Origin of the sequence: Pantoea sp. FN0307 (assembly GCF_050113815.1) — a bacterium.
Lineage (GTDB): Bacteria > Pseudomonadota > Gammaproteobacteria > Enterobacterales > Enterobacteriaceae > Mixta > Mixta alhagi.
The window spans coordinates 163,796-189,214 of the sequence record NZ_JBNJSO010000003.1; the positions used below are offsets into that span (position 1 = coordinate 163,796).

The window sequence follows — 25,419 nt, forward strand, 5'->3', positions numbered from 1 at the left end:
CTAGCTAATCACCTCCGCATTTTGCTGCCGGTACTCTTTCGGCGTGCTGGCGTAGCTTTTCTTAAACACCGAATAGAAATATTGCAGTGAAGGGTAGCCGCACATCTGTGAAATCTCATTAATCGGCACGGAAGAGGAGACCAGCAGCGCCCGTGCCCGTTCCAGCTTCTCGCTGTGGATGATGGTGTGAATGGTCTCGCCGGTTTCATCTTTAAAGCGTTTTTCAAGGTTGGAACGCGACATGCCTACTGCATCCAGCACCTGCTCAACCTTGATCCCTTTACAGGCGTTAAAGCGGATATAGTGCATCGCCTGAATCACTGCCGGATCGTGCAGCGAGCGAAAATCTGTTGAGCGCCGGGCGATAACCTTCACCGGCGGCACCAGAATGCGTTGTAACGGCAAGGTTTGCCGATCCAGCAGCCGATGCAACAGCTTGGCCGCCTGATAGCCCATCTGTCGGGTACCCTGCGCCACTGAGGAGAGCGCCACGCGCGACAGATAGCGCGTCAGCTCTTCGTTATCAATGCCAATCACGCACAGCTTTTCCGGAACCGGAATTTTCAGATGCTCACATACCTGCAACAGATGGCGGGCACGCGCATCGGTAACGGCGATAATACCGGTTTGCTGCGGCAGCGTTTGCAGCCAGTCGGCAAGCCGGTTTTGCGCGTGCTGCCAGTAGGCGGGTGCGGTCTCCATGCCCTGATAAACCACGCCCTGATAGCGCTCTTTCGCTACCAGCCGCCGAAAGGCATATTCCCGCTCCTGCGCCCAGCGTTTGCCACAGGAGGCGGGCAGGCCATAAAAAGCAAAGCGGTTAATGCCTTTCTCTTTCAGATGCAAAAAAGCGCTCTCTACCAGCGCGGCGTTATCGGTCGCGATATAGTGCACGGGCGGATAATCTTCTGGCCGATGATAAGAGCCGCCCACGCCCACGATCGGCACATCCACATTCTGCAGCAGCGCCTCGATATCTTTATCGTCATAGTCCGCGATCACGCCGTCGCCGAGGCACTCATGCATGTTATCGATACGGCAGCGAAAATCCTCTTCAATAAAAATATCCCAGTCGGTTTGCGAGGCTTGCAGATATTCACCGACACCTTCCACAACCTGGCGGTCATAGATTTTATTGGCATTAAACAGCAGGCTGATGCGAAAACGTTTCTCAAACATGATCACTCCTGTTTTTTATTCTGCATCTTGATTACCACAGTGAAACCAGCCGCAGAAAAAAATTGGTGAGCCCTGTGATCTGCTTCGACGATTACACGCGCCGCCGGGTGGCGGAGTCCATCCATACCGCTAACAGCAGGATGGCGCCCTTAACGATGTACTGCCAAAACGCCGGCACATCCATCATGCTCATGCCGTTATCCAGCGAGGCCATAATAAACGCGCCCATCACCGCGCCCGCTACCGAGCCGATGCCGCCCGCCAGGCTGGTGCCGCCGATAACGCAGGCGGCGATAGCATCCAGTTCTGCAATATTACCGGCGGAAGGTGAACCCGCGCCCAGACGTGAACTCAGGATCAATCCCGCCACGGCTACCAGCAGGCCGTTAATCGCGAAAACCGCCATTTTGTTGCGCGCAACGTTGATGCCAGAAAGGCGGGCCGCATCAAGGTTGCCGCCAATCGCATAAATACGGCGACCAAAAGCGGTGCGGGTCGCCATAAACATCCCGGCCAGCATCAGCAATGCCAGAATCAGCACCGGCGTAGGCACGCCGCGATAGTCGTTCAGCAGCCAAATCGCGCCCAGCACCAGCAGCGCGGTCATCGTCTGACGTGTCACTGCGTTGCGGGCTGGCGATTGCTCCAGCCCCATCTGCTGACGCCGCAGCCGCAGCCGCCACTGCCAGGCGATAAACAGACCAAGGCCGATAACGCCGAAACCGAAGCCAATGCCGTCCGGCAGATAGCTTTGCCCGATTTGCGACATCGCCGGGCTGGTGGGCGCGACGGTAGTGCCGTTAGTGATCCCGACCAGCACGCCGCGAAAGGCCAGCATCCCGGCCAGCGTGACGATAAACGAGGGGACTTTACGATAGGCGACCCACCAGCCGTTCCAGGCGCCCAGCAGCAGGCCGAGCGCCAGCGTAACCACAATGGTCAACGGCAGCGGCCAGCCCAGCCAGACATCAAAAATCGCCGCCGCGCCGCCCAGCAGCCCCATCATTGAGCCAACCGACAGGTCGATTTCCGCAGAGATAATCACAAACACCATCCCCACCGCGAGAATGCCGGTGATCGCTGTCTGGCGCAGCAGGTTAGAGACGTTGCGCGCGCTGAGATAAGCGCCGTCGGTCATCCAGGTAAAAAACAGCATAATCACAATAATCGCGGCCAGCATTACCAGCACCTGCAGATTAAGCAGGCGCAGCTTGCCTGGCGCGCCGCCGCCGCTGGTGGGCAGCATAGCGGTATGGGTTTTAAGCATAATGTTCACTCCGCAGGGCCGCTTCCATCACCTGTTCCTGCGTCAGGTTATGGTTCGGCAAGTCAGCTTTGATTTGTCCTTCGTGCATTACCAGTACGCGATCGCTTAATCCCAGTACTTCCGGCAGCTCGGATGAGATCACAATAATGGCGATGCCCTGTTGCACCAGCTGATGGATCAGCTTGTAAATTTCGACGCGGGCACCGATATCGATGCCGCGCGTGGGTTCGTCGAGGATCAAAATTTGCGGGTTAAGCAGCAGGCATTTCGCGATCACCGCCTTCTGCTGATTGCCGCCGCTCAGGCGACCTACCGCCAACTCTGCGGAAGAGGTTTTCACCCGTAGCTGGCGAATAGACGTATTAATAGCAACCTGCTCGCGCGCCTCATCCAGAACAGAGAATGTGTTGCTGAACTGCCCCAGCGCCGCCAGGGTGATGTTTTTCCCTACGCCCAGCAGCGGCACGATGCCATCTTTTTTACGATCTTCCGGCACCATGGCGATGCCGTGCTGAATGGCCTGCTGGCAGTCCCAGCGGCGCGGATTAACCCGATGTTCTTTGATGGTGATCTGGCCTTCCCAGCGCCCAGGCCAGAGACCGGTCAGACACTGAACGGTCTCTGTGCGTCCGGCCCCGACCAGCCCGGCGATACCGAGGATCTCCCCGCGTCGCAGCGTAAAGGAGACATTATTTACCCGCCGCAGATGACGGTTAACCGGATGCCAGGCGGTAAGATTTTCCACGCGCAGGATCGCCTCGCCCTGTTCATGCGGCTCACGTGGATAGAGCGCCGTCAGCTCGCGCCCGACCATCATGGTAATAATATCGTCCTCGCTCAGGCCCTCTGCCGCACAGGTGGCGATATGCTTGCCGTCGCGAATCACGCAGATGGTGTCGGATATCGCCTTAACCTCGTTGAGCTTGTGCGAGATATAAACGCAGGCGATGCCGTGATCGCGCAGATCCTTAACGATCCCCAGCAGTACGCTGGTCTCCTGTTCGGTAAGGGAAGAGGTTGGCTCATCCAGAATCAGCAGGCGCACCTGTTTGTTCAACGCACGGGCGATTTCCACCAGCTGCTGTTGACCAATCCCCAAATCGCCGACGCGCGTATGCGGCGAGATATCCAGCTTTACCTGCTTCAGCAGCCGCTGACAGCGTAGCGCCATGGTTTCGTCATCCACCACGCCGCCCCGGCCGATCTCGGTGCCGAGAAAGATGTTTTCCAGCACGGTAAGCTGCCGGACCAGCGCCAGCTCCTGATGAATAATCACGATGCCCTTGCGTTCGGTATCGCGAATATTGGCAGGGCGCAGCGGTTCGCCAGAAAACAGGATCTCCCCTTCGTAGTCGCCCGCCGGATAGAGGCCGCACAGCACCTTCATCAGCGTCGATTTACCTGAGCCGTTTTCGCCACACAGCGACACCACTTCGCCCGGCTCAAGGCGCAAAGAAATATCGTCCACGGCCTTTACGGCACCGAAGCGCTTGGTAATGTTTTTCATTTCCAGTAGCGTGGTCATGACTTTCTCCAGCAATGGAATAGCCGCCGGGCGGCGGCAGCGGGCTTAGAGATCGCTCTTTTTATGGAAGCCGTCAGCGACGATGGTGCTGTCAATATTGCTTTTATCAACCGGGATCGGCGTTAACAGCCAGGCGGGAACCGCTTTCTTGCCGTTATTGAGCGTGGCGTTGGACTGTGGTTGTTTATCATTCCCCAGCTCAACGGCGATTTTTGCCGCTTCATCGGCCAGTTTGCTGATCGGTTTATATACCGTCATGGTTTGCGTGCCGTTCATAATGCGTTTGATCGCCGCCAAATCCGCATCCTGACCGGAGATAGCCACTTTCCCCGCCAGCCCCTGCGCGGAAAGCGCCTGAATTGCGCCGCCAGCGGTAGCATCATTAGAGGCAACCACCGCATCGATCTGGTTATTATTGGCGGTTAGGGCGTTCTCCATGATTTTCAGCGCATTTTCCGGTAGCCAGGCGTCCACCCACTGATCGCCGACGACTTTTATTTTGCCCTCATCAATCAGCGGCTTAAGCACTTTCATTTGGCCTGCGCGGAACAGACGGGCATTATTATCCACCGGCGAGCCGCCCATTAAGAAATAATTCCCCTGCGGCACCTGCTTAACAATACTCTGCGCCTGAAGTTCGCCTACTTTTTCATTATCAAAAGAGATATAGAAATCGATATCGGCATTATTAATCATGCGATCGTAAGCCAGTACTTTAATGCCTTCCTGCTTCGCTTCGGCAATCACATTGCTTAATACCTGGCCGTTGTAAGGAATAATCACCAGCACATCAACGCCGCGATTAATCATATTTTCAATTTGCGCCATCTGGGTTTCTTCGTTGCCGTTGGCTGACTGGACAAATACGCTGGCGCCCAGCGCTTCAGCCTTTTTGACGAAAATATCGCGATCTTTTTGCCAGCGTTCAAGGCGCAGATCGTCAATAGCCATGCCGATCTTGACCTCTTGCGCGTTGCCGGCCTGGCTAAACAGAGCCAGCGCGGCGCAAACGGCCAGTAAATTCTGTTTCATTTTCATCATCATTACCCTGTAGGTTGAGGTGTTTTTTATCAGAAGGTTCCTGAACAGGCTGTTGGATTCTTGACCTGAGCGCATGCTTTCTTCAATTACAGATTTTTATCCCGGCATTACGTTTTTTGGTTTATTGCTGGTTTTATGATGGCGATCGATGTTTTAGCGTGAAAGAGATTCGGTAACGTTATTTTTTGCGCGTCGACGCGAAGTAAAAGCCGCCGCCAGCCCTATTTTGCGACGTGACGCACAGTTAATAATTATCTTAATTGCGGTGTGAAATAACGTAATTGAGAGAGAGGCTGACGCTTACCAAAATAGAGCCATCTTCGCTGACCATTTCCGGTCAACTTGTTAAGGAGTAAACGATGCAGGCTTATTTCGATCAGATTGAACGCGTTAGCTATCAGGGGCCGGACAGCAGCGATCCGCTGGCGTTTCGTCACTATAATCCTGGGGAGATCCTGCTGGGTAAAACCATGGCGGAACATCTGCGCTTTGCCGCCTGCTACTGGCACACCTTCTGCTGGACAGGCGTAGATATGTTCGGCGTCGGCGCGTTCGATCGCCCATGGCAAAAATCGGGCGATGCGCTGGAGATGGCGAAGCGTAAGGCAGAGGTCGCCTTTGAGTTTTTTTATAAGCTGAATGTCCCTTTTTACTGTTTTCACGATGTGGATGTCTCGCCGGAAGGCGATTCGCTGAAAAGCTATCAGCATAATCTGGCGCTGATGACCGACGTGCTACAGGAAAAACAGCAGCAAACCGGTGTTAAGCTGCTGTGGGGCACCGCCAACTGCTTTACCCATCCGCGCTACGGTGCGGGCGCCGCATCAAATCCTGACCCGGAAGTGTTCGCCTGGGCCGCCAGCCAGGTGTGCAGCGCCATGCAGGCAACGCACCAGCTCGGCGGAGAGAACTACGTGCTGTGGGGCGGACGAGAAGGTTATGAAACCCTGCTGAATACCGATTTGCGTCAGGAGCGCGAACAGCTGGGCCGCTTTATGCAGATGGTGGTGGAGCACAAGCATAAAACGGGCTTCCAGGGCACGCTGCTGATCGAACCGAAACCGCAGGAGCCGACCAAACACCAGTATGACTACGATGTAGGCACGGTTTATGGTTTCCTGAAGCAGTTTGGTCTGGAAAAAGAGATTAAAGTCAACGTGGAAGCGAACCACGCCACGCTGGCCGGACACAGCTTTCATCATGAAATCGCCACCGCGATTGCGTTGGGTATTTTCGGTTCGGTGGACGCCAACCGTGGCGATCCGCAACTGGGCTGGGATACTGATCAGTTCCCTAACAGCGTCGAAGAAAATGCGCTGGTAATGTATGAAATTATCAAGGCGGGCGGTTTCTCTACCGGCGGGCTGAACTTTGATGCCAAAGTGCGGCGTCAAAGCACCGACAAGTACGATCTTTTTTACGGTCATATTGGTGCGATGGATACCATGGCGCTGGCGTTAAAAGTGGCGGTGCGCATGATTGAAGCGGGCGAGCTTGATCGCCGTGTGGCACAGCGCTACAGCGGCTGGAATGGCGAACTGGGCCAGCAGATTTTGCAGGGCGAAATGTCGCTGGCGGCGCTGGCCTCGCATGCGTTAGCGCAGCAGTTTAATCCACAGCATCAGAGCGGCCGCCAGGAGCAACTGGAAAACCTGGTGAACGGCTGGCTCTATCGTTAATCAATCAAAGGGAATCGCAGCATGGTTATCGGCATCGATTTAGGCACCTCCGGCGTGAAGGTAGTATTGCTGAACGACGCGGGCGAGGTGGTTGCAAGCCAGACGGAAAAGCTAACGGTTTCTCGTCCGCAGCCGCTGTGGAGCGAGCAGGATGCCGATAGCTGGTGGCAGGCGACCGATAAGGCGATGCGGGCACTGGCTCAGCAGCACCCGCTGAGCCAGGTTCGGGCCATTGGTCTGAGCGGGCAGATGCATGGCGCAACGTTGCTGGATGCGCAGCATCAACCGCTGCGTCCGGCGATTTTATGGAACGATGGCCGCAGCCTGGCACAGTGTCAGCAGCTGGAAGAGGCGCTGCCTGAAGCGCGCAGGATCACCGGTAACCTGATGATGCCGGGCTTTACCGCGCCCAAACTGCTGTGGATAAAGCAGCATGAGCCAGAGATTTTTACGCGTATCGCTAAGGTACTGCTGCCGAAAGATTATCTGCGCTGGCGGCTGACCGGTGTTTTCGCCAGCGATATGTCCGATGCGGCAGGCACCATGTGGCTGGATGTGGCGCAGCGCTGCTGGAGCGAAACGCTGCTTAACGCCTGCGGGCTGACCCTGACGCAAATGCCGACGCTGTTTGAAGGCAACCAGATCACCGGCTATTTGCATGCGCAGCTGGCGCAGCAATGGGGAATGGAAAGCGTACCGGTAGTGGCGGGCGGCGGCGATAATGCCGCAGGTGCCATCGGTAGCGGGATGATTAACGCCGGGCAGGGCATGTTGTCGCTGGGCACCTCCGGCGTTTACTTTGTGGTAAGCGAGGGTTTTCTGGCGAATCCGGAAAGCGCGGTACACAGCTTCTGTCATGCGCTGCCGGATCGTTGGCATTTAATGTCAGTGATGCTCAGCGCCGCCGCCTGTCTGGAGTGGACTGCCGCGCTGACCGGCTGCGCCGATGTGCCGACATTGCTGGCGGAAGCCGAACGGGCGCGATCCGATGTGCCGCCGCTGTTTTTCCTGCCTTATCTTTCAGGCGAGCGCACGCCACACAATAATCCGCAGGCGAAAGGCGTGTTTTTCGGGATGACCCATCAGCATGGCAGGCCGGAGCTGGCGCAGGCGGTGCTGGAAGGCGTGGGCTATGCGCTGGCGGAGGGGATGGATGCGGTACATGCCTGCGGCATCAAGCCATCCAGCATTATGCTGATCGGTGGCGGCGCGCGCAGCGCTTACTGGCGACAGATGCTGGCGGATATCTGCGGACAGACGCTGGATTATTGCCAGGGCGGCGATGTTGGTCCGGCGCTGGGGGCCGCGCGTCTGGCGCAGCTGGCGCTGCATCCGCAGCAGCCGCCAGAAACGCTGTTGCCCATGCTGCCTTTAGCGCAGCGTCATCAGCCCGATGCGCAACGCCATCAACGTTATCAGGCGCGGCGTGCGCATTTTGCCAAAATTTATCAGCAGCTTAGCATGCTGATGGAGACTGAGTCGTTCAGCTAGCGCTTAACTCACCAGGTGACGCCGGTCGAGGCGACGCAGCGCCAGCGCGAGCAGCAGGCTGCCCGCCAGCGTAGTGGTGAAAACCAGCGCAATATCCAGCAGCGGCCACTGTTTATGGTCCAGATAGTGCGTACGCATAAAGTGGATGAACAGCGCATGAAAGCCGTAGATCGGCAGGGAATTGCGCGAAATCAGCGCCAGTCCCGGCAGGGGTCGGTTAAGGCAGTTTTTAAACAGGACAAACAGGCTCAGCGCGCCGATAAATACCAACGGCCCGCAGTAGAGATACCAGAGATCGGAAAATGCGCCGTTAACATGCAGCTCTTTTTTGGTGCCGACCGAGATGCCCGCCACGCACACGATAAACAGCAGCGCCATCAGCCAACTCACGCCGCGCCTGTCACACTGCATGGTGCCAAGCGCACGGCCCAGTAGGGCATAGAGCAGATAGTAGATGCTGTCCCCGCTGATATAGAGGTTTACCGGCAGCCACTGAAAGCGGCCTGCAGCCTGCTCGGCGGTGTTTGGATTCGCCAGTACTGCTACCACCAGAACCATCAAGATAACGTAGCGCGCCGTGGCCGGTTTCACCTGAATCAGCGGCGAAAACAGGTAGATAGTGATAATCGCAAAGAAAAACCACAGGTGATAAAACACCGGTTTCTGTAGCAGATGCAGCAGTGAAAGCTTTTCGCTGATCGGCGTCAGCCAGCTGATATAGATCAGCGCGACGGCGCTGTAAAACAGCAAACAGAGCACAATGCGCAGAAAATGACGCGGCTGCGCGCTGCGCTCGCCGAAAAACAGGTAGCCGGAAATCATAAAGAACAGCGGTACGCAGACGCGCGAAGCGGAGTTCAGCAGATTTGCGCTATCCCAGGCAGATTCCGCCACCTGGCCGCTGTTGGTGATATACCAGGTAGTGGTATGGATCATGATGACCATCAGGCAGGCCACCGCACGTAAATTATCTATCCAACTGATCTTTTGCGCCGACATTTTTTCCTCATAAAGCGAGCACTTACGTTTATGAGCGTAGCCAGGCCGCCGCGCTTCAACAACTTTCCGCCAGCAGGAATCAGATTCCATCCCGCCGTCGCCTGCGGTTGAACCTTAATGAAACAAAGCGGCGGCCAGACGAGATCACAGGCTGCATAACGCCCGGTCAAAGGGTATACTGACGCACACTTTTTTAACTCACCCGTATCGCGTGCGAATTCAACATGCAAAAGTTTGATACCAAGACCTTTCAGGGCCTGATCCTGACCTTGCAGGATTACTGGGCGCGTCAGGGCTGCACCATTGTTCAACCGCTGGACATGGAAGTAGGCGCTGGCACTTCTCACCCGATGACCTGCCTGCGAGCGCTGGGCCCGGAGCCTATCGCCGCTGCCTATGTGCAGCCTTCTCGCCGTCCTACCGACGGGCGCTACGGGGAAAACCCGAACCGTCTGCAACACTATTATCAGTTCCAGGTGATCATTAAGCCGTCACCAGACAACATCCAGGAACTCTATCTTGGCTCGCTGAAAGAGCTGGGCATCGATCCTGGCGTTCATGACATCCGCTTTGTGGAAGACAACTGGGAAAACCCGACGCTGGGCGCCTGGGGGCTCGGTTGGGAAGTCTGGCTGAACGGCATGGAAGTCACGCAGTTCACTTACTTCCAGCAGGTTGGCGGCCTGGAGTGCAAACCGGTTACCGGTGAAATCACTTACGGCCTGGAGCGCCTGGCGATGTATATCCAGGGCGTCGACAGCGTTTACGATCTGGTCTGGAGCGATGGTCCGCTGGGTAAAACCACCTACGGCGACGTGTTCCATCAGAACGAAGTTGAGCAGTCCACTTATAACTTCGAATATGCCGACGTGGATTTCCTTTTCACCTGCTTTGAGCAGTATGAAAAGGAGGCGCAGATGCTGCTGGCGCTGGAAAAACCGCTGCCGTTACCGGCCTACGAGCGCATTCTGAAAGCGGCGCACAGCTTTAACCTGCTGGATGCCCGCAAAGCGATCTCGGTTACCGAGCGTCAGCGCTATATTCTGCGTATTCGCACCCTGACCAAAGCCGTGGCTGAAGCCTACTATGCCTCCCGTGAGGCGCTGGGCTTCCCGATGTGCAATAACAACAAATAAGAGGCAGCCATGACTGACAAAACTTTTCTGGTGGAAATCGGCACCGAAGAGCTGCCACCAAAAGCGCTACGTAACCTGGCGGAATCTTTTGCCGCTCAGCTAACCGCCGAACTGGATAGCGCGGGCCTCGCCCACGGCGAGGTGAAATGGTATGCCGCACCGCGTCGTCTGGCGCTGAAAGTGGCCAACCTGAGCGCGGCCCAACCGGATCGCGAAATTGAAAAACGCGGCCCGGCTATCGCTGCGGCCTTTGACGCCAGCGGCGCGCCGACCAAAGCGGCTGAAGGCTGGGCACGCGGCTGCGGCATTACCGTGGATCAGGCCGAGCGTCTGAAAACCGATAAGGGCGAGTGGCTGATGTATCGCGCCCAGGTGCAGGGCGAGAGCGCACAGAAGCTGTTGCCGGGCATGATCGCCACGGCGCTGGCGAAGCTGCCGGTACCGAAGCTGATGCGTTGGGGCGACAGCGACGTGCAATTTGTGCGTCCGGTACATACCGTTACGCTGCTGCTGGGCGACGAGTTGATCCCGGCTACCATTCTGGGCATTGAGTCAGGCCGCACGCTGCGCGGACATCGCTTTATGGGTGAGCCGGAGTTCACCATCGATCACGCTGACCAGTATCCGGAGATTCTGGAAACGCGCGGTAAAGTGATGGCGGATTACGAAGCGCGTAAAGCCAAAATCAAAGCGGACGCCGAAGCGGCGGCGCGTGGGATCGGCGGCAACCCGGATCTGAGCGACAGCCTGCTGGAAGAGGTGGCTTCGCTGGTTGAGTGGCCAGTCGTACTGACGGCGACCTTTGAGGAAAAATTCCTCGCGGTGCCGGCGGAAGCGCTGGTCTACACCATGAAAGGCGACCAGAAATATTTCCCGGTTTACGGCAATGACGGCAAACTGCTGCCGCACTTTATCTTTGTCGCTAACGTTGAATCGAGCGACCCGCAGCAGATTATCGCCGGTAACGAGAAAGTGGTGCGTCCGCGTCTGGCCGATGCCGAATTCTTCTTTAATACCGACCGTAAAAAACGCCTGGAAGATAATCTGCCGCGTCTGGAGACCGTGCTGTTCCAGCAGCAGCTGGGCACGCTGCGTGACAAAACTGACCGTATTCAGGCGCTGGCGGGCTGGATTGCCGCCCAGACTGGTGCGGACGTCAATATGGCGACCCGCGCCGGTCTGCTTTCCAAATGCGACCTGATGACCAATATGGTGTTTGAGTTTACCGACACCCAGGGCGTAATGGGCATGCACTATGCGCGCCATGACGGTGAGGCAGAAGAGGTTGCCGTAGCGCTGAACGAGCAGTATCAGCCGCGTTTCGCCGGTGACGATCTGCCTTCCAGCCCGGTTGCCTGTGCGCTGGCGATTGCCGATAAGATGGATACGCTGGCCGGTATCTTCGGCATTGGACAGCATCCAAAAGGCGATAAAGACCCGTTTGCGCTGCGCCGTGCCGCGCTGGGTGTGCTGCGCATTATCGTTGAGAAGCATTTGCCGCTCGATCTGCAAACCCTGACCGAAGAAGCGGTGCGCCTGTATGGCAGCAAGCTGAGCAACGAGAAGGTTGTGGATGAGGTGATCGACTTTATGCTGGGCCGTTTCCGTACCTGGTATCAGGAAGAGGGCCACAGCGTCGATACGATTCAGGCGGTGCTGGCGCGTCGTCCTACCCGTCCGGCCGATTTCGATGCGCGCATGAAGGCGGTTTCGCACTTCCGCACGCTGGAAGATGCTGCCTCGCTGGCTGCCGCCAACAAGCGTGTCTCTAACATTCTGGCAAAAGCGACTGAACCGCTGAACAGCAGCGTGCAGGCGTCGCTGCTGAAAGAGAATGAAGAGATCAAGCTGGCGACTTTTGTGACTGCGCTGGAGAGCAAGCTGCAACCGTGGTTTGCTGAAGGGCGTTATCAGGATGCGCTGATCGAGCTGGCGCAGCTGCGCGAAGCGGTAGATAACTTCTTTGACAAGGTAATGGTTAACGCCGAGGATCCGGCGGTGCGTATTAACCGTCTGACGCTGCTGGCGAAACTGCGTCAGCTGTTCCTGCAGGTGGCGGATATTTCTCTGCTGCAGTAACCGCTTTCTTGTGATGATTCACGCCGGGCAATCTTTACAGGTTGTCCGGCGTTGTTGTTTTTCGTCCAGCCTAACCTGCCTTTCAGGCGCGAGCTATAGCATAAAGCGATAGCCTTCCAGCGCTTTAACCGTCATCGGCAGGCTCTGTCTTAATAGCGTCTGTAGATATTCATCCGCGTTCACAGGCGGCTTTTTCAGGCCTGGAATGTTTCATTAATAAAGCCCAGCTCCTGACTCTGGTCTACCAACTCCTGTAGTGCTTCATTACTTTCTTTGGCACGCTTTTCTTTGTATTGCATAAGGTCAGAAAACAGCACGCGGCGATGACGACTCGTTTTATGAAATGGCAACGTTCCACTTTCTGAAAGCTTCACCATGTGAGGTCGGGAAACATTCAGAATATTGGCAGCTTCCTGCGTAGTTAATCAGCATGAATTGGCACAACCTGACTGCGTTACCTTCGGCCTGTTCTCCCAGTATGTTCATTAGCAACATCAGGGCGGATGTGGGTAACTCAATATGATGAGCAACGTTATTTGCATCCTGAATTGATATTTTTTGCGTTTCCAGCTTTGTAGAGAGAAATGCAGCCATTTCTCTTTGTCCACGCAAAGCGGCCTCAATTTTTTCGCAGCCGGGAGGATCAAGCTGCCCAGAATTGAGTCCGTCATATTTTTTACTGGGGTTAGAAATGAAGTTCGGAAAATATAATAATAAATTTAGCTATTTATTTTATTTAACTGATGCTTAGCATAAATACAGGCAGCGGCAGCATTAAAAGATTAATCAAAATATACGAAAAGAAAAATATACGAAATAAACGAAACGCATGTGCACCGACAGAGCTTCTTTTTCCGATAACGCCTAATGCCAAACCAATAAGCTATCCGGATCACAGTTATCAATAAACGTAATTTGATAACCAGAAAACAGAATACAACCTGGCGCAGCGGCATACTTTCTTAAGCCTGCCGCTCTACGATCGCGATAATACGCTGCTGGCGCTGGGCAGTAACGATCAAAAACCAGACTATGACTGGCATAAAGAGACAGCTTTCCAGTTGTTTAGCCTGGATGATGGGCGTGAAGCACGGTGTGAGGTGCCCGCCGCCGACGGTGCGACGCTGTTTACGCTGAGGGCGCGTCGCGAAGGGGAAACGTTAACGGTGCAGGGCGAAGGCTGCGCGACAAACTGGACGCTTTGTCTGCGTAATATCCATGAAGTTAAAGAGGTGCAGCAGGGTCGCTACACTGTGAGCGAGCAGGGCGCGATAATTACGCCCGCCAGCGCAGAGTCCAGGCGGGTGATTAGGCTGTAATCCGGTACCTCCGTTCAGGCCGCAGGCGGCACCGTGCGGGCAAAGCTTTCACGCTGAAACATTTTTTCCGCCAGTTTCACCAGCGACGGGCGATTAACGCACCAGTTCGGCGCGACGTGACGGAAATTAAGATAGCCGATGGCGCAGGCGGCAGCGATATCAGCAAGATTAAGCTGCTCGCCGTTAAGCCAGGTCTGGTTTGCCGCTTCACGCTCCAGCGCATCCAGCCCGCGCTGAATCTTATGCCGCTGGCGCAGCATCTCTTCTGGCGACTGCTGTTCAATCGGGCGCAGCTGTTCCCGCACAATAACCAGCGCTGCGTCGCAGATCCCGTCAGCCAATGCCTCCAGCTGCCTGACCTTTACCGCCTGAAAAGCATCTTCCGGTAACAGTTTTGGCGTCTGTGGCAGGGTTTCCAGCCGCGCGGCGATGATTGACGAGTTATACCAGCACTCACCGTTATCATCGACCAGCGCCGGAACTTTGCCTAACGGATTGTATTGCGGTACGTGGCTCTCTTCGGTCCAGGGCGATTCATTGACAAACTCAAAGGTCAGGCCTTTTTCCAGCATGATAACTGAAATTTTGCGTACATAAGGGCTGGTATAACTGCCGATAAGTTTCATTAAGGTGATCCCCTGCCAGCAAATAGTTGAAATTGCCAGGCCGTCGCCGTCGCCGTCGGCGGCCTGGCCGTTAACGATTAGTCAGTGCCAGGAAACAGAAACGGATTCAGGCTGCTGCGTGCAAAGCCTTCCTGCTCCATACGCGCATCCAGAATCAGCGAGGCGAGATCGTCAGCTACCGGCTCAACCGCCGGATCTTTCTCCTGCCACAGCATTTTCAGATAGGTGCCGCAGTCACCGCAGCTTTCCGCCTTTATTGCCGACTGTTCACTTTCCAGCGACCAGTAGTGCAAATCGCGCGTCTGCTCGCAGTTGGTGCATTTGGCGCGCAGTACATACCATTCGCTTTCACACAGGTTGCAGTGCAGGTAACGCAGTCCGCCGCCCTGGGTGCCCATGTGCACCACGCTGGATACCGGCACGCTGTTGCAGACCGGGCAAAACTGCCGCTGTTCACCATACTCAGCGCGCGCTTTGCCAGGAATTAACGCCGCCATTTGCGCCCAGTAAACCGACAGGGCAGCCCAGATAAAGGGCGCCTTATCGCTGCTTACCTGGGCGAAATCATGCTCCAGCAGGGCAGTCGCCAGCGCATCCAGCTCCGGCGCAGAAGTTTTTTCCAGATTCTCCAGCACCGCCAATGCCTGACCGGTCATCTCCGGCTTCAGTTCGGCAATCAGCGAATGCAGCAAACGTTGCCAGTGGGGATCGCGCGGCAAAGTATGAATATCCAGCGGCGGTTTACCGCTGGCGGCAGTTTCTACCAGGCGCGCATGGAGATCCATATGCAGCGGGTGATCGTAAAGTACGATCTCCTGCGCTTCGGCAATAAACGCGGCAAAGCGCAGATAGTCGCCCAACGGATTTTTTTCTGCCAGCTGGCGCAGACGCGCAGCGCGGCGGCTGTATAAATTTTTCAGCCTGGGGAAAAGTAACGGCGGAATCATATCCGCCGTGGTTTTGTCGCTCTTCTCCAGCTGTTCTTGCGGGATGATGCGAATAGTCATCAGGGACGTTTTTCCTGTTTTGTCGGTTGGCTCTGCTGTTCACGAACAGCGCGATACCAGCGCGGATGGTGCTGCTTCGCCCATAATGGCGTCACCCAGCCTTCCACCATTGCAGTCAGCGTGCCTTTTACCCACAGCGCAGCGTAAACATGCACCATGATCACCACAATCAGGCCCACCGCCGCCAGCGAATGCACCAGTAAGGCCAGCCGGATAAGCGGAATGGGAAAGGCAGCGGCGAAGTAAGGACGCCAGATGACAATACCACTCGCCAGCAGCAGCAACAGACTGATGATAGCAGCCCAGAATACACACTTCTGTCCGAAATTATAGCGGCCGGTATCGCCGACCTCCTCATTCATGGCAACTTTATGGATGTTTTTTGCCCACTCAATGTCGTCACGGTTAACCAGGTTGTGCTTCCAGTAGCGGAAAAACATCAGCATAAAGGCCAGGAACATCGCTACACCGATAAAAGGATGCAGAATGCGCGCCAGCTGCGGCGTGCCCAGCAGGTTTAATAACCAGTTAAACGATGGGAAGAAAAAGCCCAGACCGCTAACGGCGGCGAACATGAAGCAGAATGCCACAATCCAGTGATTGATGCGTTCCGGCGCGCTGTAGCGCACAATCAGGTCGCGTTTTTTCATTATTTCCGATCCTCTTTGTCCTGCTGTTCACTATCCTCATCGTCTTTGACCCGGTTCGGGCCGATACCCACGTAATGGAAAAGCGAACCGGCAAAGGTGGCTGCAAAACCGATGGCCGCCAGCGGTTTCCAAATCCCTTTCCAGAAGGTCACCGTCGGGCTGATGCAGGGGCTTTCCGGCAGACCGTGATAAAGCTGCGGTTTATCGGCATGGTGCAGCACATACATAACGTGCGTACCGCCGACGCCTGCCGGATCGTAAAGACCAGCATTTTTATAGCCGCGCGTTTTCAGTTCCTCGACGCGCTCTGCCGCCAGCTGCTGCATGTCCGCTTTGCTGCCAAAGTGGATAGCGCCGGTAGGACAGGTTTTCACGCAGGCAGGCTCCTGACCGGCGGTAACGCGATCCACGCAGAGGGTGCATTTATAAACGCGGTTATCCTCTTTATTCATGCGCGGCACATTGAAAGGGCAGCCTGCAATGCAGTAGCCGCAGCCGATGCAGTGTTCAGACTGAAAATCAACGATGCCGTTTGCGTACTGAATGATAGCGCCCTCCGCCGGGCAGGCTTTCAGGCAGCCAGGATCGGCGCAGTGCATACAGCCATCTTTGCGGATCAGCCACTCCAGCCTGCCGTTCTCTTCTACTTCCGAGAAGCGCATAACCGTCCAGGATTTCGCGGTCATATCGATCGGGTTATCGTACACTCCGACGTTAGTACCGGGTTCATCACGAATATCGTTCCACTCTGAACAGGCGACCTGGCATCCTTTGCAGCCGATGCAGGTTGTTACGTCGATCAGCTTCGCCACTTCCTGTTGATGATCGCGCGCCTGCGGCGGCGGCGTTAAACCGTTGGTCGCGGAGCGGCGGATGATGTCTTGCGATTGATAAGCCATAATCGTTCTCCCTTACACCTTTTCCACGTTAACCAGAAAGCCTTTGTATTCAGGCGTTTGTGAATTGGCATCGCCAACTGACGGCGTCAGGGTATTGGCCAGGAAGCCTTTTTTTGTCGCGCCTTCAAAGCCCCAATGGCAAGGTATGCCGACGGTATCCACCTGCTTATCGTTAATGGTCAGACGACGCAGGCGTTTGGTCACCACCGCTTTGGCTTTGATATAGCCACGCTGTGAGCTGATTTTGATCTCATCGCCAGCCTTAATGCCTTTATCGGCCGCCAGCTCAACGCCGATTTCAACAAACTGCTCAGGCTGAGCGATAGCGTTTAACAGCGCATGCTTGGTCCAGTGGCGGAACAGCTCGGTAATCGAGTAGGTGGTTGCTACATAAGGGAATTTATCAGCTTGCCCCAGCGTATCGGCATCGCGCTGGAAAATACGTACTACCGGGCTGTGGACCTGAGTTGGGTGCAACGGATTGGTGCCGGTAGGGCTTTCCATCGGCTCATAATGCTCTGGGAAAGGGCCATCGGCCAGCTTATCCAGCGCAAACAGATGCCCCATGCCGTCCGGCAGCATAATAAACGGCCCAACCTGTTTTTCTGGCGGCGAGGTTAACGGATAATCGGGCACGTCGTAGCCCTGCCAGCGCTGCCCATTCCATTCAATCAGCTTACGTTCCGGGTCCCAGGCTTTACCCTGTGGATCGGCGGAGGCGCGGTTATACAGAATGCGGCGGTTAGCGGGCCATGCCCATGCCCAGCCGGAGATTGCGCCCAGACCGGAAGGATCGGCATTATCACGCCGCGCCATCTGGTTGCCTTCCGGGGTCCAGCTACCGGTATAGATCCAGCAGGCGCTGGCGGTGGTGCCGTCATTGCGCAGTTCAGCAAAGGAGTTAAGTTGTTGGCCCTTTTTCAGCAGCAGCTTGCCGTTATCATCATAAATATCGGTCAGCGCCTGACCATTGCTTTCACGCGCTACCTCTTCCGGTTCCGGGTTGGCAGGATCGGTATAGTTCCAGTTCATTGCCAGTAACGGTTCCGGCGCGGTGCCGCCTTCCTGACGATAAAGTTCGCGCAGGCGCAGGAAGATGTTGCCCAGAATTTTACCGTCGTGCAGCGCTTCCGCCGGTGGCTCGGCGGCGGCCCAGTGCCACTGTAGCCAGCGGGAAGAGTTCGCTACCGAGCCGTTTTCCTCTGCAAAGCAGGAGGAGGGCAGACGGAACACTTCTGTCTGGATTTTGGCAGGATCGACATCGTTAAATTCACCGTGGTGCTGCCAGAAGCTGGCCGTTTCGGTGCTGAGTGGATCGATAACCACCATATATTTCAGGCGAGATAAGGCCCGGAACGCTTTGTTTTTATTGGGGAAGGCAGCCAGCGGGTTAAAGCCCTGAATGATATAGCCGTTGAATTTCCCCTCTTCCATCATCTCTGCCTGCGCCATGCAGTCATAGCTTTTGTCCCACTTGGGCAGCCAGTCGTAACCCCACTGGTTATCCGCCGTGGCGTTATCGCCGTAAAAGCTTTTCATCAGGCTGACAAAAAACTTATCGGTGTTCTGCCAGTAGTTAACCTGGCCGGGCAGTGGAGAAACGGGCGTCGCCTGCTGCAAATAGTGAGAGAGCGTGGTTTGCTTTTCAGAAGGCAGCGGCAAGTAGCCCGGCAGGCTTTGCGCCAGCAGGCCGAGATCGGTATAGCCCTGGACATTTGAGTGGCCGCGAAGCGCGTTAATACCGCCGCCCGGCATGCCAATGTTACCCAACAGCAGCTGGATAATCGCAGCGGTGCGGATGATTTGCGCGCCGTTGGTGTGGTGCGTCCAGCCCAGCGCGTAGAGAATGGTGGCGGTGCGGTTGGGCACGCTGGTGCTGGCCAGCGTCTGGCAAATGGTGAGAAACGCTTCCTGCGATGTTCCGCACAGGCGGCTGACCATTTTCGGCGTATAGCGGCTGGCATGTTTTTTCAGCAGGTTCAGCACACAGCGTGGATGCGTGAACGTATGGTCACGCCTGGCCTCGCCGTTTGCGTCCAGTTCATAATGCCAGCTGCTTTTATCATATTGCTGCGACGCTTCATCGTAGCCGCTGAACAGGCCCTCTTCAAAGCGGTAGCCTTCGCTGACGATCAGTGAGGCATTGGTATAGGCTTTAACATATTCGTGCTGGATTTGGTTATGCTCCAGCAGATAATTAACCACGCCCATCAGAAAGGCCACGTCGCTGCCCGCGCGCAGTGGAGCATACATATCCGCTACCGCCGCCGAACGGTTAAAGCGCGGATCGACCACGATAACTTTGGCTTTATTATGGGTTTTGGCTTCAATAACCCATTTAAATCCCACCGGATGGGCTTCCGCCGGGTTGCCGCCCATAATCATCACAACATTGGCGTTTTTGATGTCATTCCAGTTATTGGTCATCGCGCCCCGGCCAAAGCTGGGAGCCAGAGCCGATACCGTTGGGCCGTGACAGAGGCGCGCCTGGTTTTCCAGCGCGACGATGCCTAAAGCACGGGCGAATTTATGATCGAGTAGGCCTGTTTCGTTACTGGCGGCGGAGGAGCAAAGCATGCCGGTTGTGGTCCAGCGGTTTACCGTTGTGCCTTGCGCATTCTTTTGCTGGAAGTTAGCATCACGGTCGGCCTTCATCAGCCGGGCAATACGATCGAACGCCTCTTCCCAACTGATACGCTGCCATTTATCGCTGCCTGGCGCGCGGTATTCAGGGTATTTAAGCCGCTGTTCGCTATGGATATAATCCAGAACGCCGGCCCCTTTCGGGCAGAGCGAGCCCCGGCTGACCGGATGATCGGGATCGCCTTCAATATGGTAAATAGAGGAAACGGCGTTTTTAGCACCGTCGCCTCGGCTATAAATCAGCATGCCGCAGCCAACGGAACAATAAGTACAGTTATTTCGGGTTTCCTTTGCCCGAAGCAATTTATATTCTCTCACGTTTGCGAGGGCAGCAGAGGGCGTAAAGCCTAATAATGTTAGAGTTGTCCCTGCCATGCCACCCGCACAGATTTTAAAAAAACTGCGTCTGTTAATATGCATAGTATTATTTTTTGCTCAAAACATTGCCGGAGCCCCAAAAAATAACACTCTTCAGGCTAATTTTTTTGATGAGCGTCAATAAGTAACTATATTGTTATCGTTTTTTAAACGGTTAATTATAAAGAGGTATATCGCTTAAATTGTTCAATTTAAAGGTTTGATTAAATTAATTAACGGTGATGTGAATTTTCCGACCTTTTAAGGGCGTCGCTTTGACGTGGATATTTTAATTAAAGGGATACGGTTACGTTATTCGCATTTTATGTGTAGCGATTTTTTTGCCATGCGCAGGCGGCAGGTTCAGAATTGCGGCACAAAATTCACACGCTGTGCGGCTTAAGGTTACACCTTAGCCTGTGTGGTTGTGGCAATCGGGTAGACGTAAATTGAAATCTGAAGATCAACAAAATGTCGGGACGATAACGCCTCTTACCGGCGTAAGCGAAGTACAGGTATGGCAGCGCGATGCGCTGGCGGAATCACGCGGTGACTGGCTGGCCGAGGAAGTGCCGGTGGCGCTGGTGTATAACGGCATTTCACATGTTGTTATGATGAGCACGCCAAAAGATCTTGAAGCGTTTGCGCTGGGTTTTTCCTTATCGGAAGGCATTATCGCCGCGCCGGAAGAGATTTACGGCATGGATGTAGTGCCCGGCTGTAACGGAATCGAGGTACAAATAGAGCTTTCCAGCCGCCGCTTTATGGCGCTGAAGGCCCAGCGTCGGGCAATGGCCGGGCGCACCGGCTGCGGCGTATGCGGCGTTGAACAGCTTAATGAGATCGGGAAACCGATCCAGCCGCTGCCGTTTACACAGAAGTTTGATTTGCGCTTGCTGGATAATGCATTGCGCCAGCTAAAAGATTTTCAGCCGGTCGGACAGCTGACCGGCTGTACCCATGCGGCGGCATGGATTGGAGATGCCGGCGATCTGACCGGCGGTTGTGAGGATGTAGGTCGTCACGTTGCGCTGGATAAGCTGCTGGGTTACCGCAGCCGTCGGGGATGGGCTCGTGGGGCGGCACTGGTTTCCAGCCGCGCCAGTTATGAAATGGTGCAGAAATCAGCCATGTGCGGCGTGGAAATTTTGTTTGCCGTCTCAGCGGCCACCAAACTGGCGGTGGACGTCGCCGAACGCAGTAATTTGACGCTGGTGGGTTTCAGCAAGCCAGGCCGTGCAACGGTTTATACGCATCCTCAGCGGCTGACATGGTCGCAGGATTAAAATATAAGACAAAGCTCATTCTGCTGAAATGCAGATATAACTGCCCGTAATCTGCACGGCAGTTATATTCCGTTCATATTCGTTGTTCGGTCCACGCACGCGTAAGTGATATCTGTTATAACCTTATAAAGAGAGGGGCATTGATAATCCTTTTCCCGATCATTAATTTAACTATAATGATCCAACTGCTTACGCGGTGCTTACAACTAAAAAGTGCCGCTCCTACAATAAATGGAGATGATGAACATGAGTTATTCACTGCCATCCTTGCCTTACGCATACGACGCACTGGAACCGCATTTCGACAAGCAGACGATGGAAATCCATCACACTAAACATCACCAGACCTACGTTAACAACGCTAACGCAGCGCTGGAAGGCACCGAGTTCGCTGACCTGCCGGTTGATGAGCTGATCACCAAACTGGATCAGGTTCCGGCAGAGAAAAAAACCGTACTGCGCAACAACGCGGGCGGCCACTACAATCACAGCCTGTTCTGGAAAGGTCTGAAAACCGGCACGACTCTGCAGGGCGAGCTGAAAGCTGCGATTGAAAAAGATTTCGGCAGCGTTGAGAAATTCCAGGAAGAGTTTGAAAAAGCAGCGGCAACCCGTTTTGGCTCCGGCTGGGCGTGGCTGGTGAAAAAAGGCGACAAGCTGGCGGTGGTTTCTACTGCTAACCAGGACAGCCCGCTGATGGGCGAAGCTATTTCCGGCGCTTCCGGCTACCCGATTCTGGGCCTGGACGTATGGGAACACGCTTACTACCTGAAATATCAGAACAAACGTCCTGACTACATCAAAGCATTCTGGAATGTAGTGAACTGGGACGAAGCTGCGGCACGTTTTGCTAACGCAAAATAAGCGCAGGCTACGATCGAGTAAAGAACCGGTGGGCTAAGGCCTGCCGGTTTTATTTAGAGAGTATCTTATTAATTTGTGTTTAGTCATATTCTATCCTCCGTATTGTTATTAAATAAACTCTCCTGCTTGCTAAATCTATTAGCGCATTAACGTCCTGTTTATCTTCGCTGCCGTAATATCGCCATATAGTTCATCCATTCTGATAAATATTATGTCAACTATTACTGAGAACCCGACGCCCGGACTGTCGATGGGGTCACTGTTTTTCCAGCTAAGCTTCGGGAAATTTAAGCCAAATAAACTCTGGGAATGCCCACGCTTTCGGCTGAAGTTTTTACTGCGTTCGCTGGCTTATCCCGTAACCACTTTTTCCTATATGGAGCAGATGGCTGAACTGCCGGCCATGCGTCAGGCTCTGCTTATTCAGGGATTGCTGCCAGCGAAGATCCATCGCCCTTACCTTTGCTCGCTATTTAGTGTGAAACAGCGGGCGCAGGCGCTGTTGGCGCATTACCGTACCCTACAGCAGTTGCCGCATACGTTATATCAGCTGTTCCTGTCGCCGGTTGATCAAACCATGGCGCGCCTGCAGGGTAAAAATAATGAGCAGTTTGATATTGTTTGCAGTACCGGGCGTTACGATCGGGAAGGCGAAATAACACTGGTACTGCTCTATAACGCGGTGACCCTTGCCTCGCTCTCTTTTTCGTTTATTGAACAGCAAGGGCAGCGAGCAATATTAATTGGGGGATTACAGGGACCCCGTAAAACGGTAAATGCCGATATGATCCGCGAGGCCACGAAAGCCAGCCACGGCCTGTTCCCTAAACGCGTATTAATGGAAACGCTGTTTTACCTGGCCGGGCGCTGCCAAATTAAACAGATTCAGGCGGTAGGGGATAATACGCATGTTTTTCGCAGCCTGCGCTATCGCCACAGCAAAAAAGAGGTGTTTCACGCCAGTTACAGTGAATTTTGGCTGTCGTTAAATGGGGAGGCGCTGCCGAATGGTCTGTACCAGCTGCCGCTGGCGATGCCGCGTAAACCGCTGGAAGAGATCGCCAGTAAAAAACGCGCGGAGTACCGTCGGCGCTATGAGTTTATGGATGCGCTGGAGCAGCAGCTGGCGCAGGTTGTGGCCGGGTAAGGCATCAGGCCGGGCTTAATCCCGGCCTGCAGACTCAGAAAGCTTTAGGCGCGAAGCCCGTCATCTCTTCCAAACCCATCTCTTTACCCAGCGCGGTCATTGGGTGCACCACCACCAGGCCGCGCACGCTTTTTTTCAGCGCGCCCATATTTGCCTGTTCTTTTTTGGTGATAGCCCGGCTGAAAGGCAATTTTTGCAGCTTCTGTGCTTCTTTGCTCAGCTTCTGGTCACGCACGTCGCGCAGACGTTCGATCTCTTTGACCAGCGCTTCTTTTTCTTTCAGCAGCGCGCCGAGTTTCTCCGCATCGCCCGATTCCAGTAACATCGGCTCTTTACGATTGAGCGCATCCAGCAGATCGCTGAGGCGCTTGATTTCGGCTTTTTCCTGCTCTTTCATGACGATTACCTGTACTGATGAATAACCGATAGGATACACGAAAAGCGTGCGGGACGCGGGGCTACTTTTTAAAGGCCTGCTTCATGCTGATGCGGGAGATCAACTCGGTCAGCGAAAGCACCATGGTTGAACGCAGCACCTGTTGATAACGCTGTTGCTGCATGGCACGCAGCTGCTCGTCATCGGCAGAGAAGTCAGGGCGGGGCGGCCAGGCGCTGACGCAGTGCAGCTCGCTGAAGGGTCCCAGAATCTCATCATCGCTAAAACGGTAGTCGCTGTGGTCATGGTTCAGCTCTTCACGCAGCGCCATCAACAGCTCGCAGTCTTCATACTCCTGGCGACTAATCACGCCCAGGCCGTAAATCAGCTTCAGCCTGACTGACATCTCGCCCAGCGGGCCATTACCGAATAGCAGCGGCTCGACGGCATATTTCACCGCATAGTCATCCTTGCGAAACACCTGAAGCACCAGCAGATTGACCGCCTCGGTCAACAGCTCGACGGCGGCAATCAGGAAGCTTCTTACCGAGCGTCCGGCATTCAGGCGCTCCAGCACCTGATTTTCAAAAGCCTGCTTCTCTTCCATTGTTGCCTGTACATTTATCATTCTGCGCGCGGGCACAGCCGGGCTGTGCCCTCGTTGCTCGCCGTTAAACCGCATCGGCAGCGTGCGCATTATGGCATTGCAGCATAGGCCTTAACCACCGCGGCAACCACTTCGCTATTAATATCAAGACCGGAAACCTGTGCCAGCGCAGCCTGCGGACCCGCTGATTTCAATAGTGCTTCCAGCTCCTGCGCCTGCGGATCCTGCGCGCTGCGATAATGCATGGCGGCAGCGATGCCTTTCACCAGATTATCGTGCGGTAGCTGATACTCCAGCGTGCCCAGCGTAGGCTTGATCAAACGGTCACCGGCGCTGAGCTTACGCAGCGGCTGACGACCAACGCGCTCTACGTCATCTTTCAGGTAAGGGTTTTCAAAGCGGCCCAGGATCTTGTCGATATAGGCGGCATGTTTCCCCGGATCAAAACCGTAGCGTTTGATCAATACTGCGCCGCTCTCCTGCATCGCACCTTTAACCACTGCGCGTACCGCCGGATCGAGGATAGCGTCGCGAATGGTTTGATGCCCGGCCAGCTGTCCCAGGTAAGCGGTAATCGCGTGACCGGTGTTCAGGGTAAAGAGCTTACGCTCAACAAACGCCATCAGGTTATCGGTGAGTTCCATGCCCGGGATGGTGGGTAACTCGCCTTTGAACTGGGTTTTATCCACAATCCATTCGCTAAAGGTTTCGACAGTAACCGCCAGCGGATCGTTGCTGCCCGCTTCGCCCGGCGGCACGATACGGTCTACGGCAGAATCGACAAAGCCGACGTGCTGCTCAACCCAGGCGTGAAGATTTTCCGGCAGGGCGGCCAGCACATGCTGTTTTAGCTGGCTGGTGCCACGCACCATATTTTCACAGGCGATAATATTTAACGGGCGGGAATTAGCGCTATCACTGCGTTTGGCCAGGCCGCGCGCGATACTGCCAGCGATGCGCTCCAGAATCTGTGGGCCAACCGCCGTGGTAACGATATCAACCTCGGCAATCAGGGCGATTACCTCATCGCTGGTACTATTTACCGCGCTAACGCCGGTGACCATCTCTACCTGCGCCTGTTCACCGACAACGTGAACCGGATACTGGTGGCGCGCGTTCAGCGCATCAAGCACGGCCTGGTTCACGTCGGCGAAAATCAGTTCAATACCGGCGTCTGCCAGCAGCTTGCCGATAAATCCACGACCGATATTACCGGCACCGAAATGTAATGCTTTCATCGTT

20 protein-coding genes and 2 pseudogenes are annotated in these 25,419 nt (G+C 55.0%); 8 read left to right on the plus strand and 14 right to left on the minus strand.

Annotated features, from left to right (window positions below):
- The 4 genes from xylR to xylF all read right to left on the minus strand — a co-directional run bounded on the left by xylR (position 1) and on the right by xylF (position 5,009).
- Entirely contained in the window at positions 1-1,179 is a 1,179-nt protein-coding gene (gene xylR / locus ACQE3Z_RS11290) for a D-xylose utilization transcriptional activator XylR (protein ID WP_426973875.1), read from the minus strand.
- 91 nt (positions 1,180-1,270) lie between these two features.
- The gene (gene xylH / locus ACQE3Z_RS11295) at positions 1,271-2,446 is read right to left on the minus strand and encodes a xylose ABC transporter permease XylH (RefSeq protein WP_426973876.1); all 1,176 of its coding nucleotides are present in this window, start codon (positions 2,444-2,446) and stop codon (positions 1,271-1,273) included.
- Positions 2,439-3,971: a xylose ABC transporter ATP-binding protein gene (locus tag ACQE3Z_RS11300; protein WP_426973877.1), complete on the minus strand. Its 1,533-nt coding sequence runs from the start codon at positions 3,969-3,971 to the stop codon at positions 2,439-2,441. Before ACQE3Z_RS11300 ends, xylH begins: the two co-directional genes overlap by 8 nt.
- Positions 3,972-4,016: 45 nt before the next feature.
- A complete protein-coding gene (gene xylF, locus ACQE3Z_RS11305; protein WP_426973878.1) occupies positions 4,017-5,009 on the minus strand; it encodes a D-xylose ABC transporter substrate-binding protein in 993 nt (330 codons plus the stop codon).
- A gap of 362 nt (positions 5,010-5,371) precedes the next feature.
- Here xylF and xylA point away from each other — a divergent pair, with 362 nt between their 5' ends.
- Entirely contained in the window at positions 5,372-6,691 is a 1,320-nt protein-coding gene (xylA, locus tag ACQE3Z_RS11310; protein ID WP_426973879.1) for a xylose isomerase, read from the plus strand.
- Positions 6,692-6,712: 21 nt separating this feature from the next.
- Complete coding sequence (xylB, locus tag ACQE3Z_RS11315; protein WP_426973880.1) at positions 6,713-8,182, plus strand: xylulokinase; 1,470 nt, start codon at positions 6,713-6,715, stop codon at positions 8,180-8,182.
- Positions 8,183-8,185: 3 nt separating this feature from the next.
- On the opposite strand, the gene ACQE3Z_RS11320 is transcribed toward xylB, so the two are convergent.
- A complete protein-coding gene (locus tag ACQE3Z_RS11320; protein WP_426974073.1) occupies positions 8,186-9,181 on the minus strand; it encodes an acyltransferase in 996 nt (331 codons plus the stop codon).
- A 224-nt stretch (positions 9,182-9,405) separates the two neighbouring features.
- Between ACQE3Z_RS11320 and glyQ the strand changes: the two genes are divergently transcribed.
- Both glyQ and glyS read left to right on the plus strand, forming a co-directional pair.
- On the plus strand, positions 9,406-10,317 hold the full coding sequence (glyQ, locus tag ACQE3Z_RS11325) for a glycine--tRNA ligase subunit alpha (RefSeq protein WP_085068944.1): 912 nt from the start codon (positions 9,406-9,408) through the stop codon (positions 10,315-10,317).
- Positions 10,318-10,326: 9 nt separating this feature from the next.
- Positions 10,327-12,396 (plus strand): glycine--tRNA ligase subunit beta, encoded by a 2,070-nt coding sequence (glyS, locus tag ACQE3Z_RS11330; RefSeq protein WP_426973881.1) that lies wholly within the window; start codon positions 10,327-10,329, stop codon positions 12,394-12,396.
- Between the two features lie 194 nt (positions 12,397-12,590).
- Here glyS and ACQE3Z_RS11335 read toward each other — a convergent pair.
- Positions 12,591-13,067, minus strand: a pseudogene (locus tag ACQE3Z_RS11335) (helix-turn-helix domain-containing protein).
- Positions 13,068-13,343: 276 nt separating this feature from the next.
- On the opposite strand from ACQE3Z_RS11335, the pseudogene ACQE3Z_RS11340 reads away from it, so the two are divergent.
- Positions 13,344-13,715 (plus strand): annotated as a pseudogene (locus ACQE3Z_RS11340) (alpha-xylosidase); the annotation flags it as partial.
- Positions 13,716-13,729: 14 nt separating this feature from the next.
- Here the strand turns inward: ACQE3Z_RS11340 and ACQE3Z_RS11345 are convergent.
- The 5 genes from ACQE3Z_RS11345 to fdnG form a co-directional block, all read right to left on the minus strand.
- Positions 13,730-14,341 carry a glutathione S-transferase gene (locus ACQE3Z_RS11345; protein ID WP_426973882.1) on the minus strand — a complete coding sequence of 204 codons (612 nt, stop codon included), beginning with the start codon at positions 14,339-14,341 and terminating at the stop codon, positions 13,730-13,732.
- A gap of 77 nt (positions 14,342-14,418) precedes the next feature.
- Positions 14,419-15,348, minus strand: coding sequence for a formate dehydrogenase accessory protein FdhE (gene fdhE / locus ACQE3Z_RS11350; RefSeq protein WP_426973883.1), 930 nt, complete (start codon positions 15,346-15,348; stop codon positions 14,419-14,421).
- Positions 15,348-15,998, minus strand: coding sequence for a formate dehydrogenase cytochrome b556 subunit (fdoI, locus tag ACQE3Z_RS11355; protein WP_250651366.1), 651 nt, complete (start codon positions 15,996-15,998; stop codon positions 15,348-15,350). The genes fdhE and fdoI overlap by 1 nt, the downstream gene beginning before the upstream one ends.
- On the minus strand, positions 15,998-16,897 hold the full coding sequence (gene fdxH / locus ACQE3Z_RS11360) for a formate dehydrogenase subunit beta (protein WP_426973884.1): 900 nt from the start codon (positions 16,895-16,897) through the stop codon (positions 15,998-16,000). Before fdxH ends, fdoI begins: the two co-directional genes overlap by 1 nt.
- A 12-nt stretch (positions 16,898-16,909) precedes the next feature.
- Positions 16,910-19,960 (minus strand): formate dehydrogenase-N subunit alpha, encoded by a 3,051-nt coding sequence (gene fdnG, locus ACQE3Z_RS11365; RefSeq protein ID WP_426973885.1) that lies wholly within the window; start codon positions 19,958-19,960, stop codon positions 16,910-16,912.
- Positions 19,961-20,379: 419 nt separating this feature from the next.
- Between fdnG and fdhD the strand changes: the two genes are divergently transcribed.
- The 3 genes from fdhD (at position 20,380) to ACQE3Z_RS11380 (ending at position 23,194) form a co-directional block, all read left to right on the plus strand.
- Positions 20,380-21,183: a formate dehydrogenase accessory sulfurtransferase FdhD gene (gene fdhD / locus ACQE3Z_RS11370; protein WP_426974074.1), complete on the plus strand. Its 804-nt coding sequence runs from the start codon at positions 20,380-20,382 to the stop codon at positions 21,181-21,183.
- Positions 21,184-21,429: 246 nt separating this feature from the next.
- Positions 21,430-22,047 carry a superoxide dismutase [Mn] gene (sodA, locus tag ACQE3Z_RS11375; protein ID WP_085068927.1) on the plus strand — a complete coding sequence of 206 codons (618 nt, stop codon included), beginning with the start codon at positions 21,430-21,432 and terminating at the stop codon, positions 22,045-22,047.
- Positions 22,048-22,258: 211 nt separating this feature from the next.
- The gene (locus tag ACQE3Z_RS11380) at positions 22,259-23,194 is read left to right on the plus strand and encodes a VirK/YbjX family protein (protein WP_426973886.1); all 936 of its coding nucleotides are present in this window, start codon (positions 22,259-22,261) and stop codon (positions 23,192-23,194) included.
- Positions 23,195-23,228: 34 nt separating this feature from the next.
- On the opposite strand, the gene ACQE3Z_RS11385 is transcribed toward ACQE3Z_RS11380, so the two are convergent.
- The 3 genes from ACQE3Z_RS11385 to mtlD all read right to left on the minus strand — a co-directional run bounded on the left by ACQE3Z_RS11385 (position 23,229) and on the right by mtlD (position 25,415).
- On the minus strand, positions 23,229-23,591 hold the full coding sequence (locus ACQE3Z_RS11385; RefSeq protein ID WP_085068923.1) for a YibL family ribosome-associated protein: 363 nt from the start codon (positions 23,589-23,591) through the stop codon (positions 23,229-23,231).
- A gap of 61 nt (positions 23,592-23,652) precedes the next feature.
- Positions 23,653-24,198 (minus strand): mannitol operon repressor MtlR, encoded by a 546-nt coding sequence (gene mtlR / locus ACQE3Z_RS11390; protein ID WP_426973887.1) that lies wholly within the window; start codon positions 24,196-24,198, stop codon positions 23,653-23,655.
- A gap of 68 nt (positions 24,199-24,266) precedes the next feature.
- On the minus strand, positions 24,267-25,415 hold the full coding sequence (gene mtlD / locus ACQE3Z_RS11395; protein WP_426973888.1) for a mannitol-1-phosphate 5-dehydrogenase: 1,149 nt from the start codon (positions 25,413-25,415) through the stop codon (positions 24,267-24,269).
- Positions 25,416-25,419 lie beyond the last annotated feature (4 nt).